The following is a 16,916-nucleotide window of genomic DNA, read 5'->3' as shown; positions in this document are numbered from 1 at the left end:
AACTCAGTAGCCTAGAAATAAGGCAACCGAGCTTTAATCTGTATTCAATTTTTAGGAATGAGAAGGTCTAGATAAAATTGGACAACTTCCTGTTCTGTGAAATCTTGCCCTTTTTTGAGCCACCAGGTCAATGTCTCGATAAAGTTGGATACGATTAAGTGTTGGAGGTAAGAAGTAGGCAGACTCGGGTGAGATTCTTTTAAATCATCAGCCATCACGGAATAGACATGGTGTTCTAGCTCTTTATGGAGTTGACGGAGGAAGTAGTCATTTTTGGAAAATAGCAGACTGGTGATATGGTCTTGGTTTTTCTGAAAATGCAGAAAGAGGTGGGCGAGATAGTCCACGGTAGAAACGGATTGCTCTCTTTCAAAGAGGTGATGGAAGAGGTGGCGGCAAAGCTCGTCCAGAAGTAGTTCCTTACTCTCATAGTGACAGTAAAAGGTGGAACGTCCTACATCTGCGAGATCAATGATATCCTGAACTGTAGTGGCTTCGTACCCCTTATCGTTCAAAAGTTGTAGAAAAGCTTGATAGATGGCTTTTTTGGTTTTGCTGATACGGCGGTCAATGTTAGTCATATGGACACTTGAGGCAAATTGTTCAGAACTGAATAAAGCTGACGTTTTGCTTCTATCCTTTCTTTGAATTTTAGTGGATAATGATAATGAACAAGGTGTTCATAAATTTATTATAACAAAGGAATGAGAAAGATGAAGGCAAAATATACTGTTTGGGTAGCTTTTTTCTTAAATTTAAGCTATGCCATTGTTGAGTTTATCGCAGGAGGAATCTTTGGTTCGAGTGCTGTTCTTGCTGATTCTGTCCATGACTTGGGAGATGCTATAGCCATTGGCATATCGGCCTTTTTAGAAACAATCTCTAATCGTGAAGAAGACAGCCACTATACCTTGGGCTACAAGCGTTTTAGCCTTTTAGGGGCCATGGTAACGGCTGTGATTCTTATGACAGGGTCCGTTTTGGTCATTTTGGAAAATATAGCGAAAATCTTTCATCCACAACCGGTCAATGATGAGGGGATTCTCTGGTTAGGAATTATTGCGATTACTATCAATGTGCTAGCGAGTCTCGTCATTCGCAAAGGACAAACCAAGAACGAATCCATTCTCAGCCTGCACTTTCTGGAAGATACCTTGGGTTGGGTGACTGTCATCCTGATGGGCATTGTTCTTCGATTTACCGATTGGTATATCTTGGATCCGCTCTTGTCTCTTGTTATTTCCTTCTTTATTCTGTCAAAAGCCCTTCCACGTTTTTGGAGAACGCTCAAGATATTCCTCGATGCAGTGCCAGAAGGAGTAGATATCCAGAAGATCAAGACGGATTTAGCAGAATTGGACCATGTCGCTAGTATCAATCAGCTTAATCTCTGGACTATGGATGGTTTGGAAAAAAATGCCATTGTCCATGTTTGTTTAAAAGAGATGGAGCATATGGAAACTTGTAAAGAATCTATTCGAATTTTCCTCAAAGATTGTGGCTTTCAAAATATTACCATTGAAGTTGATGCAGACCTAGAAAGTCACCAAGCACATAAGCGAAAGGTGTGAGTTGGAGCGGAATCATAGAGATTATTAGAGAAACAGCCTTGCTAGAGGTCGTTTTGTAATCCTAATCATTCTTTGTACTCTCTCTCAATGTCAGTCTGGTTCCCAGCATGGTTAGGCTAGGGATTTTGCGACCGTGGAGTACTTCCTTATTAAGAATATCCATACCTGCTCGGCCCATTTCTTCGGTATAGACGGTGATGCTAGATAGGGGAGGATAGACCTGTTTGGTCAGGCTAGTGTCGTTGAATGAAATAAGGCTGACGCGGTCTGGCAGGCTGATTCCAGCTTCTTGGAGAGCACGGAGGGCACCGATAGCTAAACTATCGCTAGCTGCAAAAAATGCTGGTGGGAGTTGATCTCCTAAGCTCTGAATGGCCTCCTTCATCAAGTCATAACCAGACTGGGCAGTAAAGCTTCCTTGAAAGACCAGTTCATCATGATAGATTCCTTTTGCTTGACTGTAGTTTCTGAAATTTTCCAGCCGCTTGTCCTCAATGATTTCTTCTTGGTCAGTTGTTTCTTCAAGGCCTGTTAGAATCCCAATGCGATTCAACCCTTGACTGAGGAAATAATCGACAACCTGTTTCATGGCAGTGTAAAAGTCCGTGATAATGCAGGTATGTCCTAGTGAAAGAGTATCACTGTCTAGAAAGACAAGAGGCTTTTGGTATTCTTCAAAGGCAGAAATCTGAGCTCGACTAAACTTTCCGATGCAGAGAATCCCAATCACTTCCTCGCTTAGTGTAAAAGGATGGTCATTAAAATAGCGCAAGATATCATAGTCCAACTCTTGGGCTCTTTTTTCAATACCCAAGCGAATCTGGTAGTAGTAGAGGTCGTCCAGCTCTCCTTGTTCACTGACCCATTGGATAATGGCAATCTTTTGCTTGGGTTTGTGGGACTCGCCTGTCTTGAGGTGCTTGGTGTAGCCCAGCTCTTCAGCAACGGTTAAAATACGGTGCCTGGTTTCTTCTGTAACAGATAGGCTCTGGTCGCGGTTTAGGACACGGGATACGGTCGCGATAGAGACAGAGGCTAGCTGTGCAATGTCTTTTAAGGTAGCCATAAATCCTCCTTTTTAAGGTTAGTATATCATATTTTTCTGCCTTTTACTGATATTTTAGTAAAATTTTAGTAAAAAGGATTGACCTTGGGAAATCCCTTGGATACAATAGAAGAAAACGATTACACGTTAAGGTGACTTAACGGACAGTCAAAGGAGAATTCATATGACACAAGATCTTACTGCTGAAGCTCTTCGTAAAGACTTTCTTGCTGTTTTTGGTCAAGAAGCAGACCAAACCTTCTTTTCACCAGGTCGTATCAACTTGATTGGTGAACATACAGACTACAACGGTGGACACGTTTTTCCAGCTGCTATTTCCTTAGGAACTTATGGGGCTGCTCGCAAACGTGATGATCAAGTCTTGCGTTTCTACTCAGCTAACTTTGAGGACAAGGGTATTATCGAAGTGCCTCTCGCTGACCTCAAGTTTGAAAAAGAGCACAACTGGACCAACTATCCAAAAGGGGTCCTTCATTTCTTGCAAGAAGCTGGACATGTGATTGACAAAGGTTTTGATTTTTATGTTTATGGGAATATCCCAAATGGTGCTGGATTATCTTCTTCAGCATCATTGGAACTCTTGACAGGAGTCGTGGCAGAGCATCTCTTTGATTTAAAATTAGAGCGTCTCGATTTGGTTAAAATTGGAAAACAAACAGAAAATAACTTTATCGGAGTGAATTCTGGTATTATGGACCAGTTTGCTATCGGTATGGGGGCTGACCAACGTGCTATTTACTTAGACACTAACACTTTAGAGTATGACTTGGTGCCACTTGATTTGAAGGACAATGTCGTTGTTATCATGAACACCAATAAACGCCGTGAATTGGCGGATTCTAAATACAATGAACGTCGTGCTGAATGTGAAAAAGCAGTGGAAGAATTGCAAGCAGCCTTAGATATTCAGACCTTGGGTGAATTGGATGAGTGGGCCTTTGACCAATATAGCTATCTGATTAAAGATGAAAATCGTTTGAAACGTGCTCGTCATGCAGTGCTTGAAAACCAACGTACCCTCAAAGCTCAAGCAGCCCTCCAAGCAGGAGATTTGGAAACATTTGGTCGCTTGATGAATGCGTCACACGTTTCCCTAGAGTATGACTATGAAGTAACTGGCGTGGAATTAGATACCCTTGTTCACACAGCTTGGGCTCAAGCAGGTGTTCTCGGTGCTCGTATGACAGGGGCAGGTTTTGGCGGATGTGCCATTGCCTTGGTGCAAAAAGATGCTGTTGATGCCTTTAAGGAAGCTGTAGGCAAACACTACGAGGAAGTAGTTGGATACGCTCCAAGTTTCTATATCGCTGAAGTTGCAGGTGGCACTCGCGTCCTTGACTAGTCAAAAGGAGGCTTTATGGTGACCTTAGTAGATAAATTTGTAACACATGTCATTTCTGAAAGTTCATTTGAGGAAATGGATCGAATCTACCTGACCAATCGTGTCTTGGCACGAGTGGGAGACGGTGTTTTGGAAGTTGAGACGGATCTGGATAAAGTGATTGACCTCAAGGACCAGCTGGTTGAGGAAGCCGTTCGATTAGAGACGATTGAAGATAGTCAGACTGCGCGTGAAATCCTTGGTGCTGAACTGATGGATTTGGTGACTCCTTGTCCGAGTCAGGTCAATCTTGACTTTTGGACAACCTATGCCCACTCTCCTGAGCAAGCGATAGCGGATTTCTACCAACTCAGTCAGAAGAATGACTACATCAAACTCAAGGCCATTGCTAAGAACATTGCTTATCGTGTTCCATCTGATTACGGTGAACTTGAAATTACCATCAACCTCTCTAAGCCTGAAAAGGATCCTAAAGAGATTGCGGCAGCCAAGTTGGTGCAAGCTAGTAATTATCCTCAGTGTCAACTTTGTTTAGAGAATGAGGGCTACCATGGTCGGGTCAACCACCCAGCCCGCAGCAACCACCGGATTATCCGTTTTGAAATGGCTGGTCAGGAATGGGGCTTCCAGTATTCGCCCTATGCTTACTTTAATGAGCATTGTATTTTCTTAGATGGCCAGCATCGTCCCATGGCCATTAGTCGTCAGAGTTTTGAACGTCTTCTTGCTATCGTAGAGCAGTTTCCAGGATATTTTGCTGGCTCTAATGCCGACCTGCCGATTGTTGGGGGCTCCATTTTAACTCATGATCATTATCAGGGAGGCCGTCACGTATTTCCTATGGAATTGGCTCCCTTGCAAAAGACTTTCTCTTTTACTGGTTTTGAGCAGGTCAAGGCTGGGATTGTCAAGTGGCCAATGTCAGTGTTGCGTTTGACTTCGGCTTCCAAAGAAGATTTGATCAACTTAGCTGACAAGATTTTGCAGGAATGGCGCCAGTATTCAGATCCAAGGGTGCAAGTCTTGGCAGAAAGTAATGGAACACCACACCATACAATTACACCCATTGCCCGCAAACGCGATGGACAGTTTGAGTTGGACTTGGTCTTGCGGGACAATCAGACTTCTGCAGAACATCCTGATGGCATCTATCATCCTCACAAGGATGTCCAACATATCAAGAAGGAAAATATCGGCTTGATTGAGGTCATGGGCTTGGCAATCTTGCCACCACGTCTGAAAGAAGAAGTGGAGCAAGTCGCTAGCTATCTTGTAGGAGAAACTGTTACAGTTGCCGATTATCATCAGGAATGGGCAGACCAACTTAGAGCCCAATATCCAGACATAACAGATAAAGAAAAAGCCCTTGAAATCGTCAAGGACTCTGTTGGTGCTATCTTTGCACGTGTGCTTGAGGACGCAGGAGTCTACAAGCAGACAGAACAAGGACAGGCAGCCTTTATGCGCTTTGTGGAGCAGGTCGGAATTTTGTCAGACTAGGAGCTTTCTCCTTGCACAGTCCTATAAAAAGTAGTATCATAGTGTCGTTTGAAATATCAGGAGGAAACGATGAAAGACTTTCATTTTGACGCTATATCTGCCTTTGAAAATTACGAAATTGAACAAATGAGAGATGGTCACGTTGTGGTGACGACCAAAGTAGTGGACTCGTCGCTCAACTACTATGGCTATGCCCATGGTGGCTATCTCTTTACCCTTTGCGACCAGATTAGTGGTTTGGTGCTCATCTCGCTAGGACTAGACGTAGTGACGCTTCAATCCTCTATCAACTATCTCAAGGCAGGAAAACTCGACGATGTGCTGACTATTAAAGGAAAGTGTGTCCATCAAGGTCGCACAACCTGTGTCGTGGATGTGGATATCACCAATCAAGAGGGCAGAAATGTCTGCAAAGCAACATTTACCATGTTTGTCACAGGCCAGCGGTCAGAAGATAGACAGGTAAGGATATAGAGAAACAAAAAAGAGGCTTACACCTCTTTTTCTTATTTCTTTTTATGATTTAATACGGCATTGAGGACAATGGCGAGGAGGCTGGCTACGACGATTCCGTTTGAGAAGAACATTTGGAAGGCTGTCGGCATGCTGACAAAGAGATTACTGTTGTTGAGTCCGACACCTGCAGCGATGGATACAGCTGCGATAAGGAAGTTGTGTTCATTGTTAGCAAAGTCAACACGAGCGAGGATTTGCATCCCTTGAATAGATACAAAACCAAACATCACCAGCATAGCACCACCGAGGACAGGGCTTGGAATGATTTGGGCAAGGGCGCCAAACTTAGGAAGGAGTCCAAGGAGAACTAGGAAACCAGCTGCGTAGTAGATTGGCAGGCGAGTTTTAATGCCTGACAATTTAACCAAACCAACGTTTTGTGAAAATCCTGTGTACGGGAAGGTGTTAAAGATTCCTCCGAGAAGTACGGCCAAGCCTTCTGCGCGGTAACCGTTGCGCAGGCGCGTGCTGTCGATTGGGTCTTTTGTGATATCAGATAAGGCCAGATAAACACCAGTCGACTCAACCATAGACACCGTTGCGATGATACACATCATGACAATAGATGAGATTTCAAAGGTTGGCATCCCAAAGTAGAGTGGAGTTGGGACATGGACAAGTGGTGCTGCTGCAACAGGAGAGAAGTCAACCAAGCCCATGCTAGCAGCAATGGCAGTTCCAACAACTAGACCAATCAAAATAGAGATAGACTTGATAAATCCTTTGGTAAAGATGTTAATCAAGAGAATAATCAAGACAGTGATAGCTGCAAGCAAGAGACTTTGACCAGTTGGCTCTGGAACGTTATTTCCCATATTTCCAATAGCAACAGGAATCAAGGTTAAACCAATAGTGGTAATAACAGATCCTGTTACGATAGATGGGAAGAGATTGGCAACTTTTGAGAAGATACCTGAAACAAGAACCACGTAAATCCCTGATGCGATAAGGGCACCAAACATAGCGCCACTACCATGGCTTTGTCCAATCATAATCAAGGGAGCGACTGATTGGAAGGCAACTCCGAGAACGACTGGTAGCCCAATCCCAAAGTATTTGTTGAGTTGGAGTTGGAGGAAAGTTGCCACCCCACACATGAAGATATCTGTAGAAATCAGGTAGGTCAATTGCTCAGTTGAATAGCCAAGGGCTGTCGCAATCATGATGGGAACCAGGATAGATCCTGAGTACATGGCTAGTAAGTGCTGCAAGCCAAGAACGGCTGCTTGTGAATGTTTTTCTTGAGTTTGCATTAGAGATCTGCCTCCTTAAATACGACTTGACCATTTTCAAAACGATCCAAACGAGCGAGTGATAGAACAGGGTAGCCTGCTTTTTCAAGCAAATCACGGCCATCTTGGAAGGATTTTTCAATCACAATACCGATAGCTTCGACTGTGGCACCAGCTTGTTCGATGATTTGAATCAAGCCTTTAGCAGCTTGGCCATTAGCAAGGAAGTCGTCGATAATCAAAACCTTGTCCTCTGGTGAGAGGAATTTTCCAGCGATAGAAACGGTGCTGGTTACCTGCTTGGTAAAGGAGTAAACTTCGGCAGTTAAGATTCCTTCGTTCATAGTGATGTTTTTAGCTTTTTTAGCGAAAATCATGGGAACGTTTAAGGCTTCAGCTGTAAAAACGGCTGGGGCAATACCAGACGCTTCAATGGTTACGACCTTGGTAATGCCAGCAGAAGCAAATTTTTCCGCAAAAACCTTACCAATCTCTCTCATCAAGCTAAAGTCAACTTGGTGGGTTAAAAAGGAATCCACCTTGAGGATGTTATCACCCAAGATATGCCCATCCTTGAGGATGCGCTCTTCTAATAATTTCATAAGACCTCCTAAAGTCTAAAAGCCAGTTTACTTGTTGGTTAAATGTTTCTATGGGGATCCAGTTTGCTAGTACTATATATTTGATAAAACTAGTACGAGCGAAGCGAGTCTTATCAAATATTTCCCGTTGTAGTGGTATCATAGACAATAAGTTTGTTATTGTCTATGACGGAATTTTTGAGACTTTTGGCTCAAAAATTAGGGATGAAATTCCGAAGGAAGTTGCTCCCGTCCGCACTAATTAAGGGAAATATTAAAAATATTCAAAAAGGACCTACTTAATCTCTAAGTAAGTCCCCCAAATAGGCATGGCAAAAACGACCATACCTCACTTCTGACTTACTTATTGTTAGGTGTTCCGGCACCTTGTAGAAACGTCGTGCCAATTCACGACATAAACAAGTAAAATGATATTCAATTTCAAATAGGCTTGAGCCAATGTTTTTATTTTACACTAAATAACTTTAGAAATCAAATATTTTGTTAGTGTTTTGGTTTGAAAAACGAACAAATATAATAAAAAAAGGCAAGAATTAACTTATTGACTAACATTTAGAAGGTTTTTCCATCATAAAAGGCATATTATCAAGATTTTTCAAGACTTGACAATATGCCTTTTTCTTCAGTCTTTATGTTTCTACTCGCTAAATCTTAAAAAATAGCCATCTGGATCCAAAACTGCAAATTCATGAGGATAGATATATTGTTCGCCAACTCGAAATTCTCTTTTAGTCAAAGGACGATGAATAGGATAGTTAGACTCGATTACTTTCTGATAGAGTCGAGGAACATCTGCAATGCCAAAGGAAATATTGACACCGCGCCCGAAAGGATAGGTCAGCTGAGCTAATTCTTCTGCGCTGCCTTCTTCTAGCATAAGTTGGCAGTCTTCAAGCGAGAGGAAGAGAAATTTCTCCTCTGGACGCTCGTATTCGACAGAAAATCCCAGCAAGTCGCAGTAGAAGTGGCGTGATTTTTCGATGTCAGATACTACAAATTCAGGAATGACGGCTTGATAGTCCATTCGTTTTCTCCTTAGAGTTCAATCTCCAAGACAATGGGTGTATGGTCTTGACGAGCTCCTGAGTCAATCATATCAGACTTGGTCACCTTGTCAGCCACGCGGTTGCTTGTCAGCCAGTAGTCGATTCTCCAGCCTGTATTGTTGATTTTAGAAGTCTTACTGCGTTGTGCCCACCAAGTGTAGCGTTCTGGAACATCGCCGTGAATATGGCGGAAGGTGTCGGTAAATCCAGTTGCCAAGAGGTTGGTAAATCCAGCACGTTCCTCGTCGGTAAATCCTGGTGAACGGCGGTTGCTAGCAGGATTTGCAAGGTCGATTTCATTGTGGGCAACGTTGTAATCACCGGTCGCAAGAACTGGTTTTTCTTTGTCTAGTTCAGCCAAGTACTCAGCATATTTGACATCCCAGACTTGGCGTTCTTCCAAGCGTTTGAGACCATCACCAGCATTTGGTGTGTAAACCTGGGTCACGAAAAATTTATCAAATTCCAAAGTGATGATGCGGCCTTCCAAGTCCATGGTAGAAGGGGCACCGATTTCTGGGAAAGTGACAGTAGGTGTGAGTTCTTTCTTATAGAGGAACATAGTACCAGCATAGCCTTTGCGGGCAGGTTCTTGAGAAGAGCGCCACGTGTTTTCGTAGCCTGGGAAGAGTTCTTCTAAAATTTCCAAGTGTTTCTTTGTAGGCCCTTTGGCAGAAAGCTTGGTTTCTTGGATAGCGATAATATCAGCATTTTCAGCGACCAAGGTTTGTAGGACTTCTTGGGACAATTTGGCACGAGCTGAATCACTAGTTAGGGCAGCGTTTAGGGAATCAATATTCCATGAGATAAGTTTCATAAAGTTACCTTTTTCATTCAGATTATAGATTTTATTATACCAAAAAAAGGTCTATTTCCCCAACGTATGGTTTGAAAAATCACCCTCTTTCGTTTATAATGAAGAATGATTTTATGAAAAGGAGTGAAAATAAATGAAATTTTACTCATATGACTATGTGCTTAGCCAAATCAGTCAACAAAATGGAATCATGATTGGCTTTGGGATTGTGCTCCTAGCTATCACAGGATTTTTTGCTTTTAAGGCTTATCGTGATAAAAAGGGAACTAAATTTCGTGAATTGGTCATGATTTTGGCCTTGACTTTAGTAGCCATGCTTTTGGTGACGATTTCAAAATATCAGACCGATCAAGCCTCTAACACTCAATTTCAAACTTCACTTCATTTCATAGAGGTTGTTTCCAAAGACTTGGGAGTGGATAAATCAGAAGTTTACGTCAATACTTCAGCTGCCACTGATGGAGCGCTTGTCAAGGTCGGTTCAAATTTCTACCGTGCTATAAACGGAAGTGACCCAGACAAGTATCTTTTAGAAAAATTAGAATTGAATCAAACAGACGCTATTGAATTGGTGGAGGTAAACAAATGACACTCAACTATTTGGAAATTTTAATCAAACTGGCCTTGGGTCTTTTCTCGCTTGTTTTTGTTATCAATGTGACAGGAAAGGGGAATCTAGCACCTAACTCTGCGACAGACCAAATTCAGAACTATGTTCTTGGTGGTATCATCGGTGGGGTGATTTACAATAGTTCAATTAGTATTCTCCAGTACGCAGTGATTTTGATGATGTGGACGATTTTGGTTTTGACACTCAAGTGGCTCAATAACAATGTTCGTTTTGTCAAACACTTGATTGATGGAAAACCAACTCTCCTCATCAAAAATGGGCAGATTGACCCAGAAGCCTGTCGTTCAGTTGGCTTGTCTGCGGCAGATGTTGCTCTCAAACTTCGTAGCCAAGGGATTTTCCAGATGAAACAGGTCAAACGAGCTGTGCAGGAGCAAAATGGCCAACTCATCGTGGTCCAAATGGGAGATGAAAATCCTAAGTATCCAGTTGTAACTGACGGTGTGATCCAAGTGGACGTCTTGGAAACGATTGGCCGTAGCGAAGAGTGGTTGCTTGATAACCTCAACAAGCAAGGACATGACAATGTAGCCAATATCTTTATCGCTGAGTATGACAAGGGTGCTGTTACAGTTGTAACCTATGAATAAGAAAAACCTGGGGTCTTGTACTCTTCAAAAATCTCTTCAAACTGCGTCAACGTCGCCTTGCCGTATGTATATGTTACTGACTTCGTCAGTTCTATCTACAACCTCAAAGCAGTGCTTTGAGCAGCCTGCGGCTAGTTTCCTAGTTTGCTCTTTGATTTTTATTGAGTATTGGCCTCAGGTTTCCATTTGCAATCAGAAAGGGATTTTATGTCCATTATTCAAAAACTTTGGTGGTTTTTCAAGTTAGAAAAACGCCGTTATCTAGTCGGAATTGTGGCCCTGGTCTTGGTTTCCGTCCTCAATCTCATTCCACCTATGGTTATGGGGCGGGTTATTGATGCCATTACTTCGGAGCAATTAACTCAGCAGGACCTCCTTCTTGACCTATTTTATTTGCTACTTGCGGCCTTTGGGATGTACTATCTGCGCTATGTTTGGCGTATGTATATCCTCGGGACTTCCTACCGTTTGGGACAGATTATGCGGTCTCGCTTGTTTGAGCATTTCACTAAGATGTCTCCAGCCTTTTATCAGACCTATCGGACAGGGGACTTGATGGCACACGCAACCAATGATATCAATGCCCTAACGCGTCTGGCAGGGGGTGGTGTTATGTCAGCGGTGGATGCCTCTATCACGGCGCTGGTGACTTTGCTGACCATGCTCTTTAGCATTTCATGGCAGATGACCTTGGTTGCCATTCTTCCCCTGCCTTTCATGGCTTATGCGACCAGTCGTCTAGGGAGAAAGACCCACAAGGCCTTTGGCGAATCCCAAGCTGCCTTTTCCGAACTTAATAACAAGGTACAGGAGTCCGTATCAGGTATCAAAGTGACCAAGTCCTTCGGTTATCAGGTGGACGAGTTGAAATCCTTTCAGGCAGTCAATGAATTGACCTTCCAAAAGAACCTCCAAACCATGAAATACGATAGTCTCTTTGACCCCATGGTTCTCTTGTTTGTTGGTTCCTCCTATGTGTTAACGCTCTTGGTCGGCTCCTTGATGGTTCAGGAAGGGCAGATTACAGTTGGGAATTTAGTTACCTTTATCAGTTATTTGGATATGTTGGTCTGGCCTCTTATGGCTATTGGTTTCCTCTTTAATATCACTCAGCGAGGGAAGGTTTCTTATCAGCGGATTGAGGAACTTTTGTATCAGGAATCACCTGTACAAGACCCTGAGTTACCTTTAGATGGTATCGAAAATGGGCGTTTGGAGTACGCTATTGACAGCTTTGCCTTTGAAAATGAGGAAACACTGACGGATATTCACTTTAGTTTGGAAAAAGGGCAAACTCTGGGCTTGGTTGGTCAGACAGGCTCTGGAAAAACGTCCTTGATCAAACTTCTCTTGCGTGAATATGATGTGGACAAGGGAGCCATTTATCTAAATGGCCACGATATTCGTGACTATCGTCTGACAGTTCTTCGTAGTCTCATGGGCTATGTTCCTCAGGATCAGTTTCTCTTTGCGACTTCTATCTTAGACAATATCCGCTTTGGCAATCCTAACTTGTCCCTTTCAGCAGTCGAGGAGGCGACGAAGCTAGCCCAAGTTTACCAAGACATTGTAGCCATGCCTCAGGGATTTGATACGTTGATTGGTGAAAAAGGAGTCAGTCTTTCTGGAGGTCAAAAGCAGCGTCTGGCCATGAGTCGAGCTATGATTTTAGACCCTGACATTTTGATTTTGGATGATTCTTTGTCCGCCGTGGATGCCAAGACAGAGTATGCCATCATCGACAACCTCAAGGAGACGCGAAAGGACAAAACAACCATTATCACTGCCCATCGCCTCAGTGCAGTTGTTCATGCAGATCTGATATTGGTTCTGCAAAATGGTCAAATTATCGAACGTGGTACGCACAAAGACTTGCTAGCCCTAGATGGCTGGTATGCCCAAACCTACCAGTCTCAGCAGTTGGAAATGAAAGGAGAAGAAGATGCAGAATAAACAAGAACAATGGGCTGTATTGAAGCGCTTGATGTCCTATCTCAAGCCTTATGGACTCCTTACCTTTTTGGCACTCAGTTTTCTCCTAGCGACTACGGTCATCAAAAGTGTCATTCCCCTTGTGGCTTCCCACTTTATCGACCAGTATCTCAGCAATCTCAACCACCTCGCCGTGACCGTTTTGCTGGCCTACTATGGCCTTTATATCCTACAAACTCTGGTCCAGTATGTCGGCAATCTTCTCTTTGCGCGCGTGTCTTACAGTATTGTTAGGGATATTCGTAGCGATGCCTTTGCCAATATGGAGAAGCTGGGCATGTCTTATTTTGACAAGACGCCAGCAGGCTCCATTGTCTCTCGTTTGACAAATGACACCGAGACCATCAGTGATATGTTTTCGGGGATTTTATCTAGCTTTATCTCAGCAGTTTTCATCTTTCTGACAACTCTTTATACCATGTTGGTGTTGGATTTTCGTTTGACAGCATTAGTCTTGCTCTTTCTCCCCTTGATTTTCCTTTTGGTCAATCTCTATCGGAAAAAATCAGTGAAAATCATTGAGAAAACCAGAAGTCTCTTGTCAGATATCAACAGCAAGCTGGCTGAAAACATCGAGGGAATCAGAATAATCCAGGCCTTTAATCAAGAGAAGCGCCTGCAGGCAGAATTTGATGAGATCAACCAAGAACACTTGGTCTATGCCTACCGTTCTGTAGCCTTGGATGCCCTCTTTTTGCGCCCTGCCATGAGTTTACTGAAACTCCTAGGATATGCAGTTTTAATGGCCTATTTTGGCTATCGTGGACTTTATTTGGGAATAACAGCAGGAACCATGTATGCCTTTATCCAGTATATCAATCGTCTCTTTGACCCCTTGATTGAAGTAACGCAAAACTTTTCAACCCTGCAAACGTCTATGGTGTCTGCAGGCCGTGTCTTTGCCCTGATAGACGAGAGTACCTATGAACCTCTCCAAGAAAATGGGCAGGCTAAAGTCAAAGAAGGCAATATCCGTTTTGAACATGTGTGTTTTTCTTATGATGGGAAACATCCGATTCTGGATGATATTTCCTTCTCCGTTAATAAGGGTGAGACCATTGCTTTTGTGGGGCATACAGGTTCAGGGAAATCTTCTATCATCAATATCCTCATGCGCTTTTATGAATTTCAGTCAGGGCGAGTTCTCTTGGATGATGTGGATATTAGGGACTACAGTCAAGAAGAACTGAGAAAAAATATCGGGCTGGTCTTGCAGGAACCCTTCCTCTATCATGGGACCATTAAGTCCAATATCGCCATGTACCAAGACATTAGTGATGAGCAGGTCCAGGCTGCTGCAGCCTTCGTGGATGCAGATTCCTTTATTCAAGAACTTCCTCAGGGATATGACGCCCCTGTTTCCGAGCGTGGGTCGAGCTTCTCTACTGGTCAGCGTCAGCTTCTGGCCTTTGCTAGAACAGTAGCCAGTCAGCCTAAAATTCTGATTTTGGATGAAGCGACAGCCAATATTGACTCTGAAACAGAAAGTCTGGTTCAAGCTTCTCTGGCTAAGATGAGACAGGGACGAACAACCATTGCCATCGCCCACCGTCTTTCGACCATCCAAGACGCCAACTGTATCTACGTATTGGACAAGGGGCGCATTATCGAGAGTGGCACTCATGAGGAACTCTTGGCTCTGGGAGGAACCTATCACAAGATGTATAGTTTGCAAGCGGGAGCCATGTCCTAATAATCTTTGATTTTCATTGAATATAAGAAGGAAATTCTTCAAATTACAGATTTCTTTCACCGCCTTTTCCATTTTGTGGTATAATGAAAAATGTTGACAAATAGTATAATAAAAACAAAGGAGAAACAGCATGCTGAAATGGGAAGACTTGCCCGTGGAAATGAAATCAAGCGAGGTTGAGTCTTACTACCAGCTTGTCTCTAAAAGGAAGGGTTCGCTGATTTTCAAGCGTTGTTTGGACTGGGTTTTGGCCTTGGTCTTGCTGGTTCTGACCTCTCCCATCTTTCTCATCTTGAGCATTTGGATCAAATTGGATAGCAAGGGGCCAGTGATTTACAAGCAAGAGCGCGTGACCCAGTATAACCGTCGGTTCAAGATTTGGAAGTTCCGTACCATGGTAACGGATGCAGACAAAAAAGGAAGTCTGGTGACTTCTGCTAACGATAGCCGCATTACCAAAGTGGGAAATTTCATCCGCCGTGTCCGTTTGGACGAACTACCTCAGTTGGTCAATGTCCTTAAAGGTGAGATGTCCTTTGTCGGTACACGACCTGAAGTTCCGCGCTACACAGAGCAGTATAGCCCTGAAATGATGGCGACCTTGCTCTTACCAGCAGGAATTACCTCTCCAGCCAGCATCAACTACAAGGATGAGGACACTATCATCAGTCAAATGACCGAAAAAGGCCTATCAGTTGACCAAGCCTATGTCGAACACGTCCTTCCTGAAAAGATGCGCTATAACCTCGCCTATCTCCGAGAGTTTAGTTTCCTTGGAGACATCAAAATCATGTTTCAAACCGTGTTTGAAGTGCTAAAATAAAGTAGTCATGAGAAAATGAGTACAGATAAAAGGAGCAAATCAATGCCAAATTACAATATTCCATTTTCACCACCCGATATTACGGAAGCTGAAATTGCTGAAGTAGCGGATACCCTGCGTTCTGGTTGGATTACAACAGGTCCTAAGACAAAAGAACTGGAGCGTCGCTTGTCTCAATATACACAGACGCCTAAGACTGTCTGCCTCAACTCTGCGACTGCCGCTCTTGAGTTGATTTTGCGTGTTTTGGAAGTGGGGCCTGGTGATGAAGTCATCGTTCCAGCTATGACTTACACAGCTTCATGTAGTGTCATCACGCACGTGGGAGCAACCCCTGTCATGGTGGATATCCAAGCAGATACTTTTGAGATGGACTATGACCTGCTTGAGCAAGCTATCACTGAAAAAACCAAGGTGATTATCCCAGTAGAGCTTGCAGGGATTGTTTGCGATTATGACCGTTTGTTCCAAGTCGTGGAGAAAAAACGTGACCTCTTTACTGCTTCAAGCAAGTGGCAAAAAGCCTTTAACCGTATTGTCATTGTTTCTGATAGTGCCCATGCTTTGGGATCAACTTATAAAGGACAACCAGCTGGTTCTATCGCTGACTTTACATCCTTCTCATTCCATGCCGTTAAGAATTTTACAACTGCTGAGGGAGGAAGTGCGACTTGGAAGGCCAATCCAGCGATTGACGACGAAGAGATGTACAAGGAATTCCAAATTCTTTCCCTTCATGGGCAAACTAAGGATGCTCTTGCCAAGATGCAACTGGGCTCATGGGAATATGATATCGTCACACCAGCCTACAAGTGCAATATGACCGATATCATGGCGTCACTTGGTTTGGTACAATTGGACCGTTACCCTGGTTTACTAGAACGTCGTAAGGAGATAGTGGACCGCTATGATCGTGGTTTTTCAGGTTCTCGTATCCATCCATTGGCACATAAGACTGATACTGTCGAATCTTCACGCCACCTCTACATCACCCATGTAGAAGGAGCGAGCTTAGAAGAACGCAATCTTATCATCCAAGAATTAGCCAAAGCAGGAATTGCAAGTAATGTCCACTACAAACCGCTTCCGCTCTTGACAGCCTATAAGAATCTTGGCTTTGATATGGCCAACTATCCTAAGGCTTATGCTTTCTTTGAAAATGAAATTACGCTTCCGCTTCACACTAAATTAAGCGATGAAGAAGTGGACTATATCATTGAGACTTTCAAAACAGTTTCTGAAAAAGTACTAGCTTCATCAAAAAAATGACAAACTACAGTCAAGTAATAGTGATTCTGTTTCTAAAAAGTCTAATTGAGTGTAAAACTGTTGTTTTCAATTGAAAGTCCTATAGTAAAATGAAATAAAAACAGGACAAATCAATCAGGATAGTCAAATTAATTTCTAGCAATATTTTAGAAGCAAAGGTGTACTCTTATAGTTTCAATATACTGTATGGTTTGAAATGAGATGTGAGCAATTTGGTGTAGCATTT

16 protein-coding genes and 1 riboswitch are annotated in these 16,916 nt (G+C 43.1%); of the genes, 10 read left to right on the top strand and 6 right to left on the bottom strand.

Annotated features, from left to right (window positions below):
• Positions 1–44: 44 nt before the first annotated feature.
• Positions 45–581, bottom strand: a complete 537-nt coding sequence (locus HT728_RS00795) for a TetR/AcrR family transcriptional regulator (protein ID WP_173219655.1) — start codon at positions 579–581, stop codon at positions 45–47.
• 132 nt (positions 582–713) lie between these two features.
• On the opposite strand from HT728_RS00795, the gene HT728_RS00790 reads away from it, so the two are divergent.
• Positions 714–1,571: a cation diffusion facilitator family transporter gene (locus HT728_RS00790; protein WP_173213145.1), complete on the top strand. Its 858-nt coding sequence runs from the start codon at positions 714–716 to the stop codon at positions 1,569–1,571.
• 61 nt (positions 1,572–1,632) lie between these two features.
• On the opposite strand, the gene galR is transcribed toward HT728_RS00790, so the two are convergent.
• Complete coding sequence (galR, locus tag HT728_RS00785) at positions 1,633–2,637, bottom strand: DNA-binding transcriptional regulator GalR (protein ID WP_173219652.1); 1,005 nt, start codon at positions 2,635–2,637, stop codon at positions 1,633–1,635.
• Positions 2,638–2,800: 163 nt separating this feature from the next.
• Between galR and HT728_RS00780 the strand changes: the two genes are divergently transcribed.
• The 3 genes from HT728_RS00780 (at position 2,801) to HT728_RS00770 (ending at position 5,953) form a co-directional block, all read left to right on the top strand.
• Positions 2,801–3,979 (top strand): galactokinase, encoded by a 1,179-nt coding sequence (locus HT728_RS00780; protein ID WP_173219649.1) that lies wholly within the window; start codon positions 2,801–2,803, stop codon positions 3,977–3,979.
• Between the two features lie 18 nt (positions 3,980–3,997).
• On the top strand, positions 3,998–5,479 hold the full coding sequence (locus tag HT728_RS00775) for a UDP-glucose--hexose-1-phosphate uridylyltransferase (protein ID WP_173233291.1): 1,482 nt from the start codon (positions 3,998–4,000) through the stop codon (positions 5,477–5,479).
• Between the two features lie 69 nt (positions 5,480–5,548).
• The gene (locus HT728_RS00770) at positions 5,549–5,953 is read left to right on the top strand and encodes a PaaI family thioesterase (RefSeq protein WP_173233247.1); all 405 of its coding nucleotides are present in this window, start codon (positions 5,549–5,551) and stop codon (positions 5,951–5,953) included.
• A 32-nt stretch (positions 5,954–5,985) separates the two neighbouring features.
• Here the strand turns inward: HT728_RS00770 and HT728_RS00765 are convergent, their stop codons facing one another.
• The 4 genes from HT728_RS00765 to HT728_RS00750 form a co-directional block, all read right to left on the bottom strand.
• Entirely contained in the window at positions 5,986–7,248 is a 1,263-nt protein-coding gene (locus HT728_RS00765; RefSeq protein ID WP_004256021.1) for a nucleobase:cation symporter-2 family protein, read from the bottom strand.
• On the bottom strand, positions 7,248–7,829 hold the full coding sequence (locus HT728_RS00760; protein WP_000770415.1) for a xanthine phosphoribosyltransferase: 582 nt from the start codon (positions 7,827–7,829) through the stop codon (positions 7,248–7,250). Before HT728_RS00760 ends, HT728_RS00765 begins: the two co-directional genes overlap by 1 nt.
• Before the next feature lie 326 nt (positions 7,830–8,155).
• A riboswitch (purine riboswitch) is annotated at positions 8,156–8,251 on the bottom strand.
• Positions 8,252–8,466: 215 nt separating this feature from the next.
• Positions 8,467–8,853, bottom strand: coding sequence for a VOC family protein (locus HT728_RS00755; protein WP_112443817.1), 387 nt, complete (start codon positions 8,851–8,853; stop codon positions 8,467–8,469).
• 11 nt (positions 8,854–8,864) lie between these two features.
• Entirely contained in the window at positions 8,865–9,692 is an 828-nt protein-coding gene (locus tag HT728_RS00750) for an exodeoxyribonuclease III (protein WP_173233245.1), read from the bottom strand.
• 133 nt (positions 9,693–9,825) lie between these two features.
• Between HT728_RS00750 and HT728_RS00745 the strand changes: the two genes are divergently transcribed.
• From HT728_RS00745 to HT728_RS00720, 6 genes are all read left to right on the top strand, one after another.
• Positions 9,826–10,281 (top strand): DUF3290 family protein, encoded by a 456-nt coding sequence (locus HT728_RS00745; protein WP_173233243.1) that lies wholly within the window; start codon positions 9,826–9,828, stop codon positions 10,279–10,281.
• On the top strand, positions 10,278–10,913 hold the full coding sequence (locus HT728_RS00740) for a DUF421 domain-containing protein (RefSeq protein ID WP_173233241.1): 636 nt from the start codon (positions 10,278–10,280) through the stop codon (positions 10,911–10,913). The genes HT728_RS00745 and HT728_RS00740 overlap by 4 nt, the downstream gene beginning before the upstream one ends.
• Before the next feature lie 207 nt (positions 10,914–11,120).
• The gene (locus HT728_RS00735; RefSeq protein WP_173233239.1) at positions 11,121–12,866 is read left to right on the top strand and encodes an ABC transporter transmembrane domain-containing protein; all 1,746 of its coding nucleotides are present in this window, start codon (positions 11,121–11,123) and stop codon (positions 12,864–12,866) included.
• The gene (locus tag HT728_RS00730; RefSeq protein WP_173233237.1) at positions 12,856–14,598 is read left to right on the top strand and encodes an ABC transporter ATP-binding protein; all 1,743 of its coding nucleotides are present in this window, start codon (positions 12,856–12,858) and stop codon (positions 14,596–14,598) included. The genes HT728_RS00735 and HT728_RS00730 overlap by 11 nt, the downstream gene beginning before the upstream one ends.
• A 130-nt stretch (positions 14,599–14,728) precedes the next feature.
• Positions 14,729–15,421 carry a sugar transferase gene (locus HT728_RS00725; RefSeq protein ID WP_061087659.1) on the top strand — a complete coding sequence of 231 codons (693 nt, stop codon included), beginning with the start codon at positions 14,729–14,731 and terminating at the stop codon, positions 15,419–15,421.
• Positions 15,422–15,463: 42 nt separating this feature from the next.
• A complete protein-coding gene (locus HT728_RS00720; RefSeq protein WP_173233235.1) occupies positions 15,464–16,690 on the top strand; it encodes a DegT/DnrJ/EryC1/StrS aminotransferase family protein in 1,227 nt (408 codons plus the stop codon).
• Positions 16,691–16,916: the final 226 nt, after the last annotated feature.

This window comes from Streptococcus sp. 544, from assembly GCF_013277385.1.
Classification (GTDB): Bacteria; Bacillota; Bacilli; order Lactobacillales; family Streptococcaceae; genus Streptococcus; species Streptococcus mitis_BA.
The sequence above is the reverse complement of the archived record's forward strand: the minus strand, read 5'-3'. Positions and strand labels throughout refer to the sequence as shown.